This window comes from Bacillus sp. FSL K6-6038, from assembly GCF_038050455.1.
Lineage (GTDB): Bacteria > Bacillota > Bacilli > Bacillales > Bacillaceae_G > Bacillus_A > Bacillus_A pseudomycoides.
This window is the reverse complement of record NZ_JBBOUH010000001.1, coordinates 1,866,110-1,885,376: the sequence shown is the minus strand read 5'-3', so window position 1 is coordinate 1,885,376 and position 19,267 is coordinate 1,866,110. Positions and strand designations below refer to the sequence as shown.

The window sequence follows — 19,267 nt, the reverse complement described above, 5'->3', positions numbered from 1 at the left end:
AACCCAATTCCATGTAAAGGAATTGGGTTGAGAACTTTCTAAATATAAATTAATAATCGCTTTCCTGATTCGGACGCATAAACCCTTGTTCCCATGCAAAAACAGCAGCTTTCGTACGATCAAGCATATGAAGCTTACTTAAAATGTTACTAACATGGCCTTTCACTGTCTTTTCACTAATGAAAAGACTTTCAGCAATTTCAGCATTCGTGAGCCCCCTAGCAATCAATCGTAATACTTCCAATTCTCGTTCACTTAGCTCGGAAAATGGATCGGGAGATGCCTGTTTCGTAGCACGAATCTCATTAACAACCCGTGCAGCCACCCGTGGATGCATAATGGATTCGCCTTGTACGCCTCTCCTTACCGTTTCAACCAATTGATTAGGCTCAATGTCTTTAAGCACATATGATATTGCCCCTGCACGTAACGCTGGAAAAATGTACTCGTCCTCATGATAAGAAGTCAACACAATCACTTGAGAACGAGGACTAACTTGTTTAATCATTCGTATCGCCTCTACACCACTGATACCCGGCATCACTAAATCCATGAGTACGATATCTGGCACAAGCTCAGCAGCTAGGTCCGTAGCATTCTCACCATTCTCTGCTTCTCCAACCACGTGAAAGTCAGGTTGAATTGTGAACAGAGTATTCAATCCTTGTCTTACAATTGCATGATCATCAACAATTAAAATCGAAATCGGATCTTCCTTCTCCATTTTCTGTCACCTCTTCTAAATAACCATTGGCATTCGGATTGTTATCTTTCCAAATGTCTGCTTGTTTACATTGAACGGTAATTTTCACACCTTTCTCTATCCCGCTTTGGATATCGATATTCCCCTTTAACGCATGAATCCGTTCACGCATAGAGGACAAACCTACTCCTTGTCGAGCTCCCCTTTGAATATCAAACCCACAACCATTATCATGAATAGAAAGAGTTACTACTTCTTCGCACTCTAGATGAATCATTACCATATTTGCTTGACTGTGGCGTGCAACATTATTCAGTGCCTCCTGTGTGATGCGAAAAAATGTTTCTTCAATAATGGGGGATACTTGTTGCTGTCCACTTGTCTCCAAATTAACCATGATACCCGTTTGTTCTTGCCACATCCCCGCATAATCTTTTAATGCATGTGCCAAATTCTTTCCCTCAAGTGCGACAGGACGTAATTCCCGTATTAATGCACTTAACTCCCGCTGCGTTTGATGTAACAAGTTTTCTGCCTTTAGCAAATGGTCTTTAGCGATATCATCATCTTTTCCAATAAGAGATTTACTAGTATTCAGCCAGATAGATGTAGCAAACAGTTGCTGCTTAATACTATCATGTAGCTCACGAGCTAATCGATTGCGTTCCTCAAGTGTCGCTAAATCTTGCCGCACTCTAAGTAAGGTACGTAATTGTTTCGCCATTTGATTCAACTTATGTGCCAACTGCCCTAATTCATCCTTTGAAGGATCATGTACAAATGTTGTGAAATCTCCTTGACTCCATTGATCTGTAGAGTTTAATATCTTTTGAATACGACGAACGAGACTTCGAGAGGTGATAATTCCAAAAGTAATACCAACAATTGCTGCACCAATAAAGAAAGCCAAAATACTAAATCCAAAAAACTGAAAAGTAGCCTTCCAAAAATCGAACAAAGAAAAATGTATGTTTTCTGCTTTAACTACTAATACCCCAAGAACATCTTTCTCATTAGATAACGGAGCAACAATATATAAAACCCCACCTTTATGATAGCTATATGTTTTTAACTTACGTGCTTCGGATGGTTTCAGTGACAGAGCTGTATATATATTTCGATGAACTTTCGCAGGGAACTCTGTTTTAAAATCAATAAACTGAGGCACATTCTCTCCAGCACTTGCAAGTAATTTCCCATTTGGATTAGTCACCACAGAAAATCCATCGAATTCAGTCCCTACTTCTATGGGCCAATCTTCTAATGCCTTCTTCAGTTGATTTTGATTAATCAATGGTCCATTAAAGTTAGAAGATATATTTTGGGCCTGTATGCTTATCTGTTGTTCAAACATTTGGTCCGCATTATATTTCACTAGACTAAGTGAAATAAGAAAGCCTACCACTTCAAGGGTTAATAGAACACCAATGGTTGTTAATACATAAAATAAAGTCAGTTTCCACTGCAAGCGGCGGAAATGCCGGACAAAACGAGACAAAAATTTCATGTTTTTCCCTTCCTAATTGAAAGTATAGTGACCACCGTATTGTTCAATTCCCACTAAAATCTACTCCCTACTATAAAATATGTATTGAAATTTAATATTCCTCCCCCCAAGAAGCTTCTTTATATAATTCATTCTAAATTTAATTTTTCTTGATAAATTAGAAATTTCCTAGCGTACCCTTAAAATTATTTGTGCACGAATATATCCTCTCCCTGCTCTTCTGTAAATCAAATCCTTTTCCGTCTTATCATTCACTCTATTTTAACAACTTCTTAAAAAGATAGATTGGTATGGAGAAACAGATATAAACTCCCCCCTTCTACTTAATGACGAATGTGGATGTGGAACATGCACTTTTGTAATAATATTCTTAAAGAAAAAATCAAAAACTATATATCTTTATTGCCTTAATAGTAGTAAATATATTCATAAAATGTAGATAATCATTTTAAAAACCAGGGTCGTTCAAAGAATTGGTGAAAGTAAATGGATAGGAATTTTAACAAGGTTAGAAAGAATAACTTTTGGAGTGATAAAAAGTTTCGAAATACCAAATTTAACATAAGGATTGGATACACAAAGATAAGATATAAAACCTATTTGTATAAAAAGGTAGCTCTACATAAGTAAAGCTACCTTAGAAATTGCTTGTTCTATAATCTTTATTTTTTCAAATGATACGGTACAGTTGTAATAACTACATTTCTCTTATAAAGCAAGAATGCACGAATCAATAAGCTAGACTGGTTATGAAGAATATTGTGCCAGCCTTTCTTAGGAATAAATTGCGGTATTACTACAGTAACCCGATAATTTGATTCGCTAGCTTTATATTGAACTGTATCAATAAATTTGGTTAGCGGCTGAATAATACTTCTGTAATGAGAGTGTAGTGTCACCAGTCTAACCTCAGGCTGCCATTTCTTCCATTTTTCTTCAAACTTCTTCTCATCTTCTCTTTCAAAAGAAACGTAAACAGCTATGACTTGATCTGGTGAAAGGGATTTAGCATAATTTAATGAATTCTCTACTACATGAGTCATCCCAGCAACAGGAACAATTATGACATTCCCTTCAATCGGCACAATTGGTTCACAAGTTTTAAGACTTAATTGATCACCTACCGCTTCATAATGCTTTCTAATTCGATGAAAAACAATAATAATGACAGGTAAGAAAATTAAGACTGTCCAAACTTGTGAAAACTTAGTTAAAAAGAACATACTCATAACTATAAAACTAATAATAGCACCCGTTAAATTAATCGTTAATTTTAAAATCCATCCTTGAGGCTTTTCACGAATCCATTTTACTACCATTCCAGACTGGGACAACGTAAATGGAATAAACACGCCTACTGCATAAAGTGGAATGAGATGTTCCGTTTGCCCTTGGAAAGCAATAATTAAAAGAATTGAAGCAATTCCAAGTATGATAATTCCATTTGAATACCCTAATCGGTCTCCTCTAACTGTAAACATTCTAGGTATAAACTTATCTTTTGCAAGATTAACTGCTAATAAAGGAAAAGCAGAATAACCAGTATTAGCAGCAAGTATTAATATCAACGCTGTTGTTCCTTGAATAAAGAAATACATGAAGTTCCGTCCAAATGTTTCTTCGGCAATTTGTGAAACAACTGTTACCTCTCCACTTGGAGTAATACCATAATAGTAAGCTAAATATACGATTCCTGAAAATAACACTGCAAGTAAGGAGCCCATCGCAAGTAACGTTTTAGCAGCATTTTTAGGAGCCGGATCTTTAAAGTTTGGAATCGCATTGGAAATGGCTTCAACACCTGTCAAAGCAGAACTACCTGATGCAAATGCTTTTAAAAGTAAAAACAAACTAATCCCTGCTACTGGTGTACCAATTGGTGTATGCAAATTAGGTGAGACTTCACCTGTTACAATGTTGTATATACCTACACCGATTAATATAAATAACGCTAAAACAAATAAATAAACGGGATAAGCTAAAATAGAAGCTGATTCCGTTACTCCTCTTAAGTTCAAAATTGTAATAAATAATACAAAGATAATAGCAATAATTACATTATGAGCATGTAAGCTAGGAAAAGCAGATGTAATAGCATCTGTACCTGCAGATACACTTACTGCCACCGTTAAAATGTAGTCTACTAATAAGGAACCTCCAGCTATTAATCCTGGATTAACACCTAAATTTTCTTTTGATACTACATATGCTCCCCCGCCATGAGGATAGGCAAAAATAATTTGTCTATAAGACAAAATTAGAGCTGTTAGCAAAACTAAGACTCCTATTGCGATTGGAATAGAATACCAAAATGCTAACGCCCCCACTGTAGATAGAGCAATCAATATTTGCTCCGGACCATAGGCAACCGATGATAATGCGTCAGAAGATAGAATTGCTAACGCTTTCGTTTTATTAAGCTTTTGCTCTCCTAATTCGGTTGATTTTAATGGTCTTCCAATTAAAAACCTCTTTATAGTTGAAACCACTGCTGTCCACTCTCCAATAACTTTGTACGTACATTTCTCTTTTAGTCAAATTAATACGCTATTTTTCAGAAAACAAAAAATGTCTACAAGCCATAACAAATAGACTTGTAGACATTAATTTTTTTGTCGCACAAGCTCCACCTTCCTTCTCATATAACGCTTACGAGGTTAGCTGTCGGATTTGGGCCTGTGAGTAGCCCTACCTCTTTTGCAAGGATTCACCCCTTGGATTATGTATCAATCCACAAAAACGGTTCCCCCGTACCATCAGGTTTCAGCGATTTAGAAATTCGAAACTGTCGATTATCATACTCCCTTATTTAGAAAAAGTAAACAAAAATTTTTAAACAATGGCTTAAATTTTTAGAAATAGAAAAATTGTGATGATTATATAGGGTATTACTTCGTGAATGAATATAATGCATCATATAAAATTAGCTTTTGAAGTTTTTGCACCACAATCAAATTATTTATATATACGCTATCTATTAATGAATAGACTTCACCTTTTTTCAACTACAGTATACATATATCTAGACCCATCGATTACTTCTATCAATTCCCCTATTAATACTCTTATTGTTCGAAATATTAAATCTAAAACCCGTTTTATTTGTAGGATTTCCTTACTTTTTGTCGAATATATTCAATGGAAGGAGGAATATTACATGATTTTCAAAGGATTCTTCATTAATCTATCTATTTTTGCTTTCCTAGTTAGCTCAGCTATATTCATTCGAGTGTTGATTTTGAATATTAATTCTAAATTAAACCGGCTATACGGAGGAGTAGTTGCCGGTATCATAGCTGCTATTCTGATGGTCTTTAATTTTAAGCACATGGGATTGTTTTATGATCTCCGAATGGCTCCTCTTATAATTTCGTACATTTATTTTGGTCGTACAGCCGGTTGGATTACAATAACATTTATTATAATTATGCGTATTTTCTATCTTGGTGGTAATTGGGGACCATCTTTGATTGTTTCTTTAGGAATAGCTACTATATATACTATTTTTGAAACTTATCTCAAGAAGCTTCATCCCTTTAAGAGAGTCTTTCTCTATCTAGCTGTTTATATAGCTATGATCCATTTGGTATTCGGATTCTTTTTTCCTTCTATACCTCTTATACTTTTTGACATTCAAGGTACATTATTTATATCTTCTGGACTATTGATCTGTATTTTTCTTATGGAGTCCTATCAAAAATTATATTGTTTAACACAAAATTTAACTAAAGCGAATGAAACATTACTAGAATCCAAGCAAGAATTAAGGGATACCGTACATGAATTGCAAGGAGGTATTTTTAAATTTAAAAAAGTAAATGGAAATTTTATTCATACTATGTGTGATGGGCAGTTATTTTATCAACATGGGTTTCACTCAGAACAAGTGGTAGGAAGAAGTTTACTTACCATAGATTCTTCCATTATTTCATTTCATTTACTTCCTCGACTACTAAAATATTATCAACAGGCATGGGATGGTGAAGAAGTCAGTTTCGAACTGCCATGGCCCAATGATGAGACTATTATACTTTTCTCTCTTAGGCCTGTTAAACGAGAAGGAACAGTTATTGAGGTAGTTGGTTCTACTGTTGATATAACGAAAAGAAAAAATGCGGAAGATGAACTAAAGGTGACGAAAGATCGGCTGGAATCATTTATTAATCATAACGTAGATGCTATCACTATATTTGATTTAGATGGACATATGATACAAGCCAATAAAGCTTATGAAAAGATATTTGGATGGTCAGAAAAAGAAATCTTGGGAAAAAAATTACCTTGCATACCTGATTTTTTAATGAATGAAACTTTAGAATTTATAAAAAATATTAAAAATACCAATATACAAGACCCTGTTATTACTAGGTTAGAAACAGTTAGACAAAGAAAAGATAAAACTCTAATTGATGTAAGCTTGACGGTTTCACCCATTCTAGATTTAAGGGGCAATGTAATTGCTTTATCAGGAATTTGTAGAGACATTTCTGAAAGGAAACAAGCAGAAAGAGAACTCCATCGATTACATCAACAATTAAAAGACAGTGAAATGAAATACCGTGCACTAATCGAACAAGCAACTGACGCAGTATATGTAGTAGAGCTGAATGAGGATCAATTTCCAACAGGATTTATAGAGGTAAATCCTGTTGGGTGTAAAAGATTTGGATATAGTAGAGAGAAGCTTCTCTCAATGCCATTTCCTAGTACCGTTCCGCTAGATTCTCCAATGGTCAAAAGAGTAATAAAAAAAATTAGAGAAGGGCAAACTTCTTTCACTTTGCAAGATGAATTTGTTTTTCCAACAGGAAAAACAATAACAACTGAGTTTGGTGTCCGTGTTTTTAACTTGAATGGCAAAAACGTTTTCTTGAGTATCTCTCGAGATATCACTGAGCGGTTAAAAACAGAGGAATTATTACGAAAATCAGAGAAACTTGCTGTAGTTGGTCAATTAGCCACTGCAATTGCCCATGAAATTAACAATCCTTTAACAGCAATGAAAGGATTCATGCATTTACTAAAATCATCGGAAAATAAGAAAAATGAACATTATATAGATATCGTGTTATCAGAGATTGAGCGAATAGAAAGTATTACAAATGAATTTATGGCACTAGCAAAGCCTCAGACGTTAGAAATTAAAACAAATGATCTTAATGTATTAATGAAACAAGTTGTAATGATACTTCAGCCTCAAGCAATGATGAACAACATACAAATTACAACTGAGTTTACATCTGATACTTCATTCATCCTTTGTGAAGGAAATCAATTAAAGCAAGTTTTTATAAATATCTTAAAAAATGCGATTGAAGCGACAGCAATGGGAGGGGAAGTCTTGATTCAAATCGAATATATACCTGATAAAAACCAGGTAAACATTCGATTTACTGATTACGGATGCGGAATTGAAAAAGATCGTATACCTTATCTAGGAGAGCCATTTTATAGTATTAAAGAAGATGGTATCGGTTTAGGATTAATGATCTGTTATAAAATGATCGAAAAGCACCAAGGAAAGATACTTATTGAAAGTGAGGTAGGTAAAGGAACGACAATCAATGTAAATCTTCCTATATCTACTCTCGAAAACTAATATTCTTATTTATCTTTTTAGGTACCACCGTATCACCAGAAATTTAAAAATAAAAACATCTCAAAAGTAAAAAGTTTCTTTTCTATAGTTTAGAAGAAGAAATTTTTTACTTTTAAATATTATGGATAATTTAATTTTAAAAAATGAAGAACAATATCTATTAGAAGCTGATGATAGTGTAAAAATACCAGCAAATTCGAAACATAAATGGGAAAATTTTTAGATATGGTGGATTATTCCTAGAATCGTTGCCGTATCTTAATAAAGACATCCTTGTTGCACAGACAATTGGTATACCAAACATGATTGTAATACACAGATTGATCGAATGAACTTAATAGAAAGAGAGGGCCTTTCTGGTAAGAGCTCCTCTCTTTCTATTAAGTTGTGTCATGTGTAAGTTTATCATTTTAACCGAGAAGACTCCCTCCTCTAAACAAAGTGAAGGTGGGGGTAGTTCAATTCTTATTGATTCACGTACGTATCAAACCATAAATGGATATATCCAGCTGTAATACGTTGCGCTTCTATTAAGCGTTTTCCTGTTACTGGTGTTACCTCAGCACGCCATTTATCAGCAGAGTCTTGTGACACAGCCGCTTTTATAAACCAACCTTTCGTTGAACTTTAAGGTGAGAGTCTTACTATCGGCGAATAGCGGGATAAAATATTGAATGTTCGTATACAATTACCTGATTTGTACTTTTTTATATCCACCTTCTTTTTCGAGACCATTCATTTTTAAATTCACATAATAAACCAATCTAAATATAAACGGAAACAACAAAGAGCCTACAAGGGATGGAATGAATATTTTATTAAAAAGTGAAGCGATCCCAAAAAGAATCACCGCAAAAAAGTAGCCTACAATTGCACTCCAATAAACAAAACGTGCAAATTTAATTTGGAACGTATCACCTTTTTTGCAAGGTTTACCGAACATAACTTGGACAAATTTAATCAATGCAATCACCTCTCCTTATGCTGTAGCTTGTTTCAAGAGACAACAAGCCAATTATATCTCATTTACAGTAACTCACTTGGAAATGTCTCCTCGAAAACCCGTCACACCAGCAGGTCTACGAATCTCTCTATAGACTGTTGGAATGTTCGCTTACAGCATCTCTTCATAAACTTTTAAATTTTGATAAACAATTTTTAACAATGGCGCATCTATATGAAATTGTTTTGCTAATTTTAACAAATATCCTTGTAAGTACTCCCCCTCGATAGGTGAATCTTTCTCCATATCCCGCTGCATAGAAGATTTCATATCATATGAAATCTTATCGATCGTCTTCATATGTTCGTCAACAATATTATCCTGAATTGGGGCTCCAGTTGCTTTCATAATCTGTGCTGATTCTTCAAATAAATTCCGAATCAAGTCCCGTCCCCCATCACTTTCACGGATTGGTCCTATTGGTGCGCGCATTAGCGTAGTCACACCTGACATAACAGTAATAAATAAATATTTATGCCACATATCTTGCACGATATGATTACTCAAAACAAAACTTGCTTTTGTACCCTTTAATGCATCGGCAATCCCATATATTCGCTCTGTATGTAGATGTTTAATTTCCCCAAATACAAGTCGGTCAGCAGAGCTAGTTTGAACAACATCTCCCTCACCGTTTAATGTTGTTTCAATAAAACACAAACCTCCAATAACTTTATCCTCACCAAATACCCGTTGTAATACAGATAGATGGGCTATACCATTTAGTAGTGGTATAATAATTGTGTTCTCACCAACAAATGGCTTCAAATCGTTTATTGCTTCTTCTAAATGATAAGTTTTTGTTGAAAATAAAATTAAATCGAATGGATCTGCGGATTCAGTTTTTGTGATTAATTGTGGTATAAAGGAGAAATCTCCATTTATGCTACGAATAACAAGACCATTTTTCTCAAGCTGTTGTTTTCGTCCACTACGAACGAGAAAAGTAACGTCTTCCCCTTTTTCTACTAAACGGCCTCCAAAATACCCTCCGACTCCTCCAGCTCCTAGTACTAGAATACGCATATAGAACTCCCCTTTTCCAAACATGAAAATTTTACTTCCTTGTAGCATAACTATATTATACATCTGACTCATTAATTAAACAGAAGATTCAACTTTTTAATAAGGTTTTATTTTAAAATTATGTATTATAGACTTAGTAAAGACTTGTATAGTTAGAAAGGATGAGAAGAAATGCAATATCCAATGTTCTTATCTAAAAGATTAACAATACGCCCATTTGAATTAGATGATGCTCCGAGAGTTCAAGAATTAGCAGGCGATAAAGAGGTTGCGAAAACTACTACAATTATTCCTCACCCTTATCCAGATGGCTGGGCAGAAGAGTGGATTACCTCTACTCATACAGCTATGGATAAGGGGGACAGTTTTCACTTTGCAATGGTTAATGAGCAAAATATGCTCATCGGTTGTATTTACCTTTTTATTAACAAAAAACACAATAAAGGAGAACTAGGATACTGGCTGGGTAAATCATATTGGGGTAAAGGATACTGTACAGAAGCCGGTCAGGTCATCGTTACATATGCATTTGAAGAATTACAGCTAAATCGTATTTACGCCGATGCTTTTACTAAAAACCCAGCCTCTTCTAAAGTCATGCAAAAATTAGGATTGAAACATGAGGGAACATTTAAACAAAGTTGTTTGTATTGGGGAGTGTATGAAGATACTGTTGTTTATGGTTTAACAAGATCTGATTATAACAAGAGTAAGTAGCTTCTCTTCTTTTTAGCGAATATCAATAATACGAAAGCTTTAGTTCTGCTTTCTAGATTTATGAAAGCAGAACTTTTTGATTCATTGCTTGTTAACTATGGAATCTAACTACTATTGAACTACCCCTACCTACCTCTACAAGAGCTTGAGGTGGGGGATTCTCCTGTCTCTGTCCTCACAAAAACAGTTCCTCTCGTTCAACAAAGAGGATACAACAATATAGAGTTCAGTAGTATCTGTATGTAAGACGACCCATTCTATCTTCCGACGAAAGGCAAACAAAATAGGTACAACTACTTTGTTCTTATATCGAGGATAGAACACTTTGTCATGCGTCCAGTTCCTAGACTTGTTATCTGCTCTGGTAATAAGCGTAAAAATCTGGGACAAAGTGCTCTTTTTTATCATGCAAATAGTTTCGCTAGTTTTTTCTTTTCATTTTCAAACAAGTGTAACCGTTCGATTTGTAAGACTTCTTTCGGTTGATCTACATCGTATAGCTGATAGAAATGCTGCGTGCGAATATCCAATCAATTGTTTAATTGATGCCAATGGCTCCAGTGATGTGCGTCTTTCTTTGGAATATAAGGCTGAAGCACCCCAGGTACTTTTTCTTTATACCCTAACCCTCGGCGACCAATCGTAAAAGCCGCGGATTGATGAATAGAGATGCCGAATTTCCGCATGTATTTCATCTTTCCGGAGATTGAAGTGTAAGCGGGATTCACTTGAAAGACAGCCACGCCCTTTTATCTGTACGATTCAGAATTGCACTTGTCATCTTCTCATAAGCAAACATACTCCTCATTCGATTCGCATGTTTATTTCCATATCGATTCCCTGTTTTCGATTGGGTTGTATCTAACTTCTCGATGACAATCGGCTTGTTATACCGCTCCGCTAAGTCCACTAAGCGAATCGCTTCCACTTCGATGATCTTTGTAATTTGTCCTGTGGATTTACCCATGATAGAAAAGCCGAGGGAACCACTTCCTTTGTAATTTCCATCCTTCGTTACATTTGCCCAAGAAAAATGCTCAAGATTACAATCTACACCGATGACACCATCTGATGTACTGTAATTCGTATGAGGGTTTTTCGGCACATCGAGTAAACATTTTACAATGTAATACGCCCCGTGGTCTTCAACAGACCATGCAATCGGTTTGCATAATAATCATTCAATTGATATTTCCGCTTGAGAACGAGATGAAGACTGTCTGTATATATCTTACGGTTCCAACGTTTTTCCCGAACAATCATTTGAAACGCAAAGCGCTTCGCCTGATTAAATGTTTCGATTGTCTCTGCCAATGCATCTACCATTTCATGCGGTACATCTATCTTATAGATCCGTTTCGAAAAATACGCTTTCTTCACCTGTTCTCACCTCATTTTATTTGATAAGATCATTATACACCGAAACAAACATACGTTCTATAAAAAGAGACGTTTTCTTTAAAAAGAAAAAATCGAGAAGACCCCCACCTTCACTTCGTTTAGAGGAGGGGGGCTTCTCGGTTAAAATGATAAAGTGAAACTTTAATCAGTGGGAGGTTTCTTCATCCATCACTGATTATTAGTTGAACGAATCGAGCTTGTACGAGCAGTAAGACCCCACCTATCTTCCTCGTTTCTCTTTGTATCTTAAGGTTGAGTCTTACTGCTCGTTAATGTGGGATTAAAAATGATATACTAAATTCAAAAGTTTTAGAGGAGCTGGCTATTATGGGGATGATTGGACAGTATATATTAGTTACAGATGAGGAATTAAGTAAAATCAAAAATAACGAGTTAGATATTTATTTTAGAGAATCTGATTTAGATATCGATAAGTCATGGCAGTTACTTCATTATATTTTATGTGGTGAGATTGGCGGAGGCGAACCACCGCTTGGACATGTCGTACCGCTTAATGATTCCATCATAGATAACGATTCTCTCGGTACGTTTTACCTTACATCTAATGAAGTCGAAGAGACCTATTCTGCAATAAAAGATTTAAGTGCATCTGATTTCAACAACATGTACAACTTTCAAGAATTAATGGATGAACAGCTTTATCCACTTGTTGAAGATGATGACCCGGATGAAATATTAGAATATACCTATAGTTACTTTTTAGAAATTAAGGATTTATATAAGCAAGCTGTTTCAAACAAGCAATGTGTAATTTTTTTCATTATCTAAATAGAAGTGAACTACCCTCCCCTTCACTTCTATTAGAGGAGAGGGGCTTCTCGGTTAAAACGATAAAAAAACGGATCCTATCTTTTGCGATAAGATCCGTTTTTTATGAAAGTGAACGATTATCCTAATTTCACTTTATTTTCTTCTTCAATTTTTTCTAATGCGATAGCCACTTGCTCTTCTGTTAATTCATGCTCTTTTACATAACGATTGCGCGGGTGTACACGGCATTCATGTGAACATGCACGTAAATATTTCTCTTCATTTTCTTCCGAGCATAAGATTTGTTTGTTACATTCTGGATTTGCACAATTTACATAGCGCTCACATGGTTCTTTTGTAAAGTGGTCTTTCCCAACAATAACATGTTCTTTTTTATTTACTGGTACACCAATACGCTCATCGAATACGTAACATTGTCCATCCCATAGTTCACCTTGCACTTCAGGGTCTTTTCCGTACGTTACAATTCCGCCGTGAAGCTGACTTACATCCTCAAAGCCTTCACGCACTAACCAGCCTGAAAACTTCTCACAGCGAATACCACCTGTACAATATGTTAAAATCTTTTTACCTTCGAACATTTCCTTATTTTCATCAATCCAATCTGGTAGTTCGCGGAATGATTTAATATCAGGTTTAATCGCGCCTCTAAAATGCCCTAGCTCATATTCATAATCATTTCTTGCATCTATGATAACTGTATTTTCTTCCTTCATTGCTTCACAAAACTCTTTTGGTTCTAAATACTTACCTGTTGTTTCTTTCGGATTGATATCATCTTCTAAACGAAGTGTAACAAGCTCTGAACGAGGGCGCACATGCATTTTTTTGAACGCATGTTCATCAGCTTCATCCACTTTAAACACGATTCCGTCAAAACGTGAATCGTTCTTCATTGCTTCCATATATTTCTCTGTTTGTTCAACAGTACCTGAAGCAGTTCCGTTAATCCCCTCTTCTGCTACAAGAATTCTTCCTTTTAACTCAAGTGAATTACAAAATTCTAAATGCTGAGCAGCAAATTCTTCCGGATTCTCAATTGTAGTGTACATGTAGTACAGTAACACTCTGTATGGTTTTGTATTTGACATTTTATTTTTACCACCTATCTAATTCGATATTTTAAAATCATGTATAAGTTAACGATCATATCGGAACATATAAGAATAAGAAAAGATATGTTAACTATTGTTCAAATAACTTTCTCCTATTTACAATGTTTTCCTATAAGTTAACGCAAATGAAAAACGAGATTACATCACAATCCAATAGAGTTGTGATGTAATCCCAATATATTATATAACATACAAATTGGTTTCCAGCAATTAATATGCTGTAATCCCTATTTTACAATTAAAAAAACAGCCTTTTCCATTCCATATTATAGGTTAATTTTCCTACAATCCCAAAAGTTATAACTGTATGTTAGCTATTTTATTTATTTTTATTACATAGTTATTTCAAGTACACCTTTTATTGTACACAGTCATATAATTTGCATTAAGGAAACATTTGTGTTCAAATAAAAAATCAACTAAAACATCTAAATGTATTGAAATAGATAGTAAGAATAAATACAATAATTGCATCATGCTAAGAAACTAAAGGGGAAAACTACTATGAATAAAAATATAACAAAAGATGAACATGTCCCTTCTCAAAGTACAACCGTTCAATCTGCCCATCTAGCTTTAAGTGGTGAAACAAAGGGACTAAAAAGATTATTACCTTTTCTAGGACCTGCATTCATCGCATCTGTTGCTTATATTGATCCAGGGAACTTCGCTACAAATATTGCAGCTGGATCACAATATGGTTATTTACTACTTTGGGTAATTCTCGCTTCCAATTTAATGGCCGTTTTAATTCAGTCTCTATCAGCGAAACTCGGGATTGCTACTGGTAAAAACCTTCCAGAAGTTGCTCGCGAACATTTCCCAAAACCCGTTTCAATTGGTTTATGGATACAGGGTGAACTCGTTATTATGGCTACTGATTTAGCCGAGTTTATCGGTGCTGCTTTAGGATTATATTTGCTATTTGGCATTCCAATGTTACCTGCTGCTTTAATCACAGCAATCGGATCATTCATTATTCTTGAATTTCAGCGCAGAGGCTTCCGCCCATTAGAAGCTGTTATTACAGGGATGGTCTTTATTGTTGTTGTTGCATTTGGTGTACAAATGTTTTATGCGAAACCAGAGCTAAGTCCCCTTCTTTCGGGACTATTTATTCCTAAATTTCAGGGTGTAGATAGTATTTTACTTGCAGCTGGGATTTTAGGTGCAACAGTAATGCCACATGCAATTTATCTACATTCTGCTTTAACGCAGCGCCGCGTAGTTGGAACAACAGATGAACAGCGCAAAAAGATTTTTCGCTTTGAATTCATTGATATCATTATTGCAATGGTGATTGCTGGAGCAATTAACGCAAGTATGCTAATCGTAGCAGCTGCCTTGTTCTTCAAAAACGGATTACATGTTGAAGATTTAGACGTTGCTTTTAATGAATTTAGCAATTTAGTTGGACCTGTATCAGCCAGCCTTTTCGGAATTGGATTGTTGGCTGCTGGTTTATCTAGTTCTTCCGTCGGTACAATGTCTGGTGATATTATTATGCAAGGATTTATCCGCATGCATATTCCTTTATATGTAAGACGCTTTATTACAATGATCCCGCCTCTTGTTATTATTGCTTTAGGGGTGAATCCAACTTACGCTCTTGTTATGAGTCAAGTTGTATTATCATTTGGAATCGCGTTTGCATTAGTACCTCTTATTATGTTTACAAGTAGCAAAAAAATTATGGGCGTGCTAGTGAATCATCGTATTACAAGCGCAATTGCCTGGTTAATTGCTGGGCTCGTTATTGCTTTAAATATTTTCTTACTGTATCAAACATTTACTGGACAATAAAGCTATTATGTTTTTGATTTTTATTTTATAAGATGCCATGATAAATCCCCTCTGCTTAAACAAAGGGGATTTATTTTAGGTTAAAGGTGAAATCACATCACCTATTGGTACCGCATTTCCATTTTTCACACGAATACCACCTTCTGGCATAGCGTGCCCATCAATATCCCGAAAATATAACGGTAAGCCTTCCGAAAGAAACATGCTCGTCTTGGATGGATCTTGCCGTTGATGATGAATATGTAAATGTGGCTCACTTGAATTCCCTGAGTTTCCAACTTGTGCAATGATTGCGCCTTCTGTTACATGTTGTCCTTCCTTTACTCGTACCGATCCTCTCTTCAAATGAGCAAGGATAAGGTATGTTCCTGTTTCATCTAAGCGTAAATATATGTGATTACCAGCCATAGAATCAAAATCATCAGTTCCTGGTTTCAAATCAGGTTCATCAGTATTAATCGATATAACTGTTCCAGAAGCCGGAGCTACTACCTCTGCCCCATATATACCGTAATCTTCTAATTTTGAGCTTTTTATTCCTGCTGGTGGAACGAGAAAATCATATGCCCAACGTTGATTTGGTGCCCAGGCGTGATAATTCGTTTCAAGTCGATTTCCTCCCCATCCTACTAATGCAGTTTGATTCAATGGAAGACGAATCGTTGCTTTTGGAGTTGCAGAATGAACATCTGCTGGGTAAGCGATTTGTCCTATCCCGACAAACCAACATGCTGGCCAAGCTCCAACTATAGATAAAACAAAAATAAAAATAATTGTTTTATCTATACAGCCTCTAAAAAACCAATTCCAAATAATTGTAGTCATTGTGATGATTAAAATAACGATAGAAAAGAAACTAAAAGCTTGTATTCCCCACCAAGCAAAGATAGATACAATGCCCCTAGCTAAATAAATTAAGCTCCAACCTATCAACAAAATTGCAACAAAAATAGTAAGTATAATTTTCTTCCACATATTATATCCTCCGTTTTCATATCTTCATTCGCTATGATACAAAACAGACTTTACGACATATGAAAGAAATACTTACGACTTTCTTACGATTCTTTTTTATATACAGGTAAAATGATTGTAAATGTTGTTTCCTTATTACTACTACATACTGTTATATCACCTTCATGGATCTGAGCAATACTTTTAGCAATCGCAAGCCCCATTCCTTTTCCACCAGTATGAGCATTCCTTGATTTCTCTCCACGATAAAATTTTTCAAATAGATATGGAAGGTCTTTGCTTGAAATGCATTGCCCATAATTTTTTATTTTTATTTGGACATTCATGTTTTCAACTAACATTTCAATAACGATTTTCTTTCCAGATTTTCCATATAAAATACTATTACTGATTACATTTTGCATTAGCCTTATCATTAATTTCATATCTACTTCAATTTGTACAGTTTGTTTACACTCAATGTCAAAATGCATCTTTTCCTCATCTAATTGCGGTACAAAATCAATCATGATTTGTTCTATTAATGGTTTAACTTCTACTATTTCTTTATATAACTGGATTTCCTTATAGTTTATATGACAATATTCTAGTAGATCATCTATTTGATTTTTCAACTCATAACTTTTTCGCTTTAGTACTGCTACATACTGATCGCATTCCTCTATGTTGGAATGAAGCTTACTTTCCACTAAATCAACATAACCGATTAAAGATGTTACGGGCGTCCGTAAATCATGAGAGATATTATGAATCATTTCATTTTTCATTTCTTGCGATTTTTTTTCTTTCTTGCGATTTTTTTTCTTTTTCAATTGATTCATTTAAATTTTCTACCATTCCATTAATATTTGTTGCTAATTCTCCAATCTCATCATTTTTTATTGTGGGTATATGTACTTCTAAATTACCTTTGCTTATCTGATTCACACCCTGATTGATTTGCTCCAATCTTTTCATCATATTCTTTGATAATAGTAGGAAAAAGAGCGAAGTTAAAATAAGAAAAATAACAAAATAAATAAAAGAATACTCTTCTTCAAATCTCGCAACATCCCCATAGATATTTCCAACCAAACTTTGGAATACTATAATGCAAATAGTAGAGAATAAAATACTACTTATAAAAACAAGAAAAAATTTCACCCTAATCCCTTGCAATAATTTAGTCTTCAATTTTATAACCGACTCCCCAAACATTTTGTATAATTGTTGATTTCTTTGGATCTTCTTCTATCTTGTTTCTTAACCTTGCAATATGAACCATGACAGTATTATTGCTTTCATGCGCTCTTTCTCTCCAAATACTTTCATATATTTCTTCTAATGTGAATACTCGATTTCTATTTTTAGCCATAAGATGCAATATATCATATTCTGTTTTTGTGAGATTAATTGATTTTCCATAAAGCAGCACTTTTCTAGATAATTCATCTATTTCCAAACCTCTAATTTGAATTTTGTTTTTATGTACTTCACTTGGAACTTGATTGAAATAGGTATATCTTCTTAATTGTGCCTTCACCCGTGCTACGAGCTCCATCATACTAAATGGTTTCGTTATATAATCATCTGCGCCTGTGCTTAGTCCAATAACCTTATCTATTTCCGTCGTTTTTGCACTTAAGAACATAACAGGAATATTATATTGCTCCCTTATTCTTCGGCATACTTCAATACCATCCATAGCTGGCATCATAATATCAAGAATAGTCAGCTGAATGTCATTCGAATCTAAAATATCTAATGCCTCTACCCCATTATAAGCTCTAAAAACTTTAAAACCGTCTTGTTTCAAGTGCACTTCAATTAATTGAACAATATCTGTGTCATCATCTACGATTAATATAGAATGCTGTTTCATAGTCCATCCTCTTTAATTTTATTTGAAATATATTCCACAAAACTATATTAACACGTAGCAAAAGAGAAGCTTCATTTTTTTAGCAAGTTTCCAAAGTTCTTCTTATAATTGTTTCTCTATATTTTTAAAATTCATTATTTACTGATTTTAATGTAGAATAATAAATAGATTTTAATTTTATACAAAAAGGAGTGGAAAAATGTTTCCGATATTAGAAACAGAACGACTCATTTTGAGAGAACTTACAGAATCTGATGCACAAAGTATATTAAATTGCTTTTCTAATACAGATGTATTACGTTACTATGGTCAAAATCCATTAAAAAGTATAGATCAGGTAAAACAAATTATTAGAAATTTTGCAGAAAGTTACAATGAAAAACATGGTATAAAATGGGGAATTGAACGAAAGGGGACGAAAGGCATTATTGGAACAATCGGTTTTCACGATTGGTCTTCTGAACATAAAAGAGCTAACATAAGTTATGCACTTTTCCCTGAGCAATGGAGAAATGGATATGCTACTGAAGCGGTCTCTCAAGTTATATCATATGGTTTTCATACACTTCATTTAACACGTATTGGAGCGATTGTTTTTCTTGAAAATGAATCATCCAATAAATTGTTAACCAAACTAGGGTTTAAAAAAGAGGGAGTTCTACAAAATTATATGTATCAAAATGGAGTTCCACATGATACAAACGTTTATTCTTTACTAAAATCTGTTTAATAGAAAGAATAACACAATCCCTTTACTTTAACTAA

General features: G+C 34.6%; 14 protein-coding genes, 3 pseudogenes and 1 riboswitch. Of the genes and pseudogenes, 5 read left to right on the top strand and 12 right to left on the bottom strand.

The features are described 5' to 3' along the window. Positions 1-49: 49 nt before the first annotated feature. The 3 genes from NSQ40_RS09645 to NSQ40_RS09635 form a co-directional block, all read right to left on the bottom strand. On the bottom strand, positions 50-724 hold the full coding sequence (locus NSQ40_RS09645) for a response regulator (RefSeq protein WP_097787396.1): 675 nt from the start codon (positions 722-724) through the stop codon (positions 50-52). Beyond that, positions 687-2,210, bottom strand: a complete 1,524-nt coding sequence (locus tag NSQ40_RS09640; protein ID WP_033796058.1) for a sensor histidine kinase — start codon at positions 2,208-2,210, stop codon at positions 687-689. Before NSQ40_RS09640 ends, NSQ40_RS09645 begins: the two co-directional genes overlap by 38 nt. Positions 2,211-2,872: 662 nt before the next feature. Then, positions 2,873-4,699 (bottom strand): APC family permease, encoded by a 1,827-nt coding sequence (locus NSQ40_RS09635; RefSeq protein WP_003206802.1) that lies wholly within the window; start codon positions 4,697-4,699, stop codon positions 2,873-2,875. 141 nt (positions 4,700-4,840) lie between these two features. After that, a riboswitch (cyclic di-AMP (ydaO/yuaA leader) is annotated at positions 4,841-4,989 on the bottom strand. A 378-nt stretch (positions 4,990-5,367) separates the two neighbouring features. On the opposite strand from NSQ40_RS09635, the gene NSQ40_RS09630 reads away from it, so the two are divergent. After that, a complete protein-coding gene (locus tag NSQ40_RS09630; RefSeq protein WP_041488401.1) occupies positions 5,368-7,809 on the top strand; it encodes a PAS domain S-box protein in 2,442 nt (813 codons plus the stop codon). Between the two features lie 465 nt (positions 7,810-8,274). Here the strand turns inward: NSQ40_RS09630 and NSQ40_RS09625 are convergent. The 3 genes and pseudogenes from NSQ40_RS09625 to panE all read right to left on the bottom strand — a co-directional run. Continuing rightward, positions 8,275-8,433 (bottom strand): annotated as a pseudogene (locus NSQ40_RS09625) (phospholipase); the annotation flags it as partial. 64 nt (positions 8,434-8,497) lie between these two features. Then, positions 8,498-8,773, bottom strand: coding sequence for a hypothetical protein (locus tag NSQ40_RS09620; protein WP_018765378.1), 276 nt, complete (start codon positions 8,771-8,773; stop codon positions 8,498-8,500). Positions 8,774-8,923: 150 nt separating this feature from the next. Continuing rightward, positions 8,924-9,838 carry a 2-dehydropantoate 2-reductase gene (gene panE, locus NSQ40_RS09615; RefSeq protein ID WP_033797945.1) on the bottom strand — a complete coding sequence of 305 codons (915 nt, stop codon included), beginning with the start codon at positions 9,836-9,838 and terminating at the stop codon, positions 8,924-8,926. Between the two features lie 171 nt (positions 9,839-10,009). On the opposite strand from panE, the gene NSQ40_RS09610 reads away from it, so the two are divergent. Beyond that, positions 10,010-10,555 carry a GNAT family N-acetyltransferase gene (locus NSQ40_RS09610; protein WP_003196811.1) on the top strand — a complete coding sequence of 182 codons (546 nt, stop codon included), beginning with the start codon at positions 10,010-10,012 and terminating at the stop codon, positions 10,553-10,555. Positions 10,556-10,959: 404 nt separating this feature from the next. Here the strand turns inward: NSQ40_RS09610 and NSQ40_RS09605 are convergent. Both NSQ40_RS09605 and NSQ40_RS29430 read right to left on the bottom strand, forming a co-directional pair. Beyond that, positions 10,960-11,723 (bottom strand): annotated as a pseudogene (locus tag NSQ40_RS09605) (IS200/IS605 family accessory protein TnpB-related protein); the annotation flags it as partial. Beyond that, on the bottom strand, positions 11,675-11,935 hold the full coding sequence (locus tag NSQ40_RS29430) for a hypothetical protein (protein WP_429675430.1): 261 nt from the start codon (positions 11,933-11,935) through the stop codon (positions 11,675-11,677). The pseudogene NSQ40_RS09605 and the gene NSQ40_RS29430, both read right to left, overlap by 49 nt. Positions 11,936-12,283: 348 nt before the next feature. Between NSQ40_RS29430 and NSQ40_RS09600 the strand changes: the two genes are divergently transcribed. Beyond that, the gene (locus NSQ40_RS09600) at positions 12,284-12,745 is read left to right on the top strand and encodes a YfbM family protein (RefSeq protein WP_003202749.1); all 462 of its coding nucleotides are present in this window, start codon (positions 12,284-12,286) and stop codon (positions 12,743-12,745) included. Positions 12,746-12,864: 119 nt separating this feature from the next. Here NSQ40_RS09600 and trhO read toward each other — a convergent pair whose 3' ends face one another. After that, positions 12,865-13,839, bottom strand: a complete 975-nt coding sequence (trhO, locus tag NSQ40_RS09595; protein WP_033796057.1) for an oxygen-dependent tRNA uridine(34) hydroxylase TrhO — start codon at positions 13,837-13,839, stop codon at positions 12,865-12,867. A gap of 528 nt (positions 13,840-14,367) precedes the next feature. Here trhO and NSQ40_RS09590 point away from each other — a divergent pair. After that, the gene (locus tag NSQ40_RS09590; RefSeq protein WP_003202747.1) at positions 14,368-15,666 is read left to right on the top strand and encodes an Nramp family divalent metal transporter; all 1,299 of its coding nucleotides are present in this window, start codon (positions 14,368-14,370) and stop codon (positions 15,664-15,666) included. A gap of 75 nt (positions 15,667-15,741) precedes the next feature. On the opposite strand, the gene NSQ40_RS09585 is transcribed toward NSQ40_RS09590, so the two are convergent. The 3 genes and pseudogenes from NSQ40_RS09585 to NSQ40_RS09575 all read right to left on the bottom strand — a co-directional run bounded on the left by NSQ40_RS09585 (position 15,742) and on the right by NSQ40_RS09575 (position 18,502). Continuing rightward, positions 15,742-16,641: a M23 family metallopeptidase gene (locus tag NSQ40_RS09585; protein ID WP_003206793.1), complete on the bottom strand. Its 900-nt coding sequence runs from the start codon at positions 16,639-16,641 to the stop codon at positions 15,742-15,744. 83 nt (positions 16,642-16,724) lie between these two features. Continuing rightward, positions 16,725-17,814: pseudogene (locus NSQ40_RS09580) on the bottom strand (sensor histidine kinase). Then, positions 17,804-18,502, bottom strand: coding sequence for a response regulator transcription factor (locus NSQ40_RS09575; RefSeq protein ID WP_003202744.1), 699 nt, complete (start codon positions 18,500-18,502; stop codon positions 17,804-17,806). The pseudogene NSQ40_RS09580 and the gene NSQ40_RS09575 overlap by 11 nt, the downstream one beginning before the upstream one ends. Before the next feature lie 199 nt (positions 18,503-18,701). On the opposite strand from NSQ40_RS09575, the gene NSQ40_RS09570 reads away from it, so the two are divergent. Beyond that, positions 18,702-19,232, top strand: coding sequence for a GNAT family N-acetyltransferase (locus tag NSQ40_RS09570; RefSeq protein WP_003202743.1), 531 nt, complete (start codon positions 18,702-18,704; stop codon positions 19,230-19,232). The last annotated feature ends 35 nt before the right edge of the window (positions 19,233-19,267 follow it).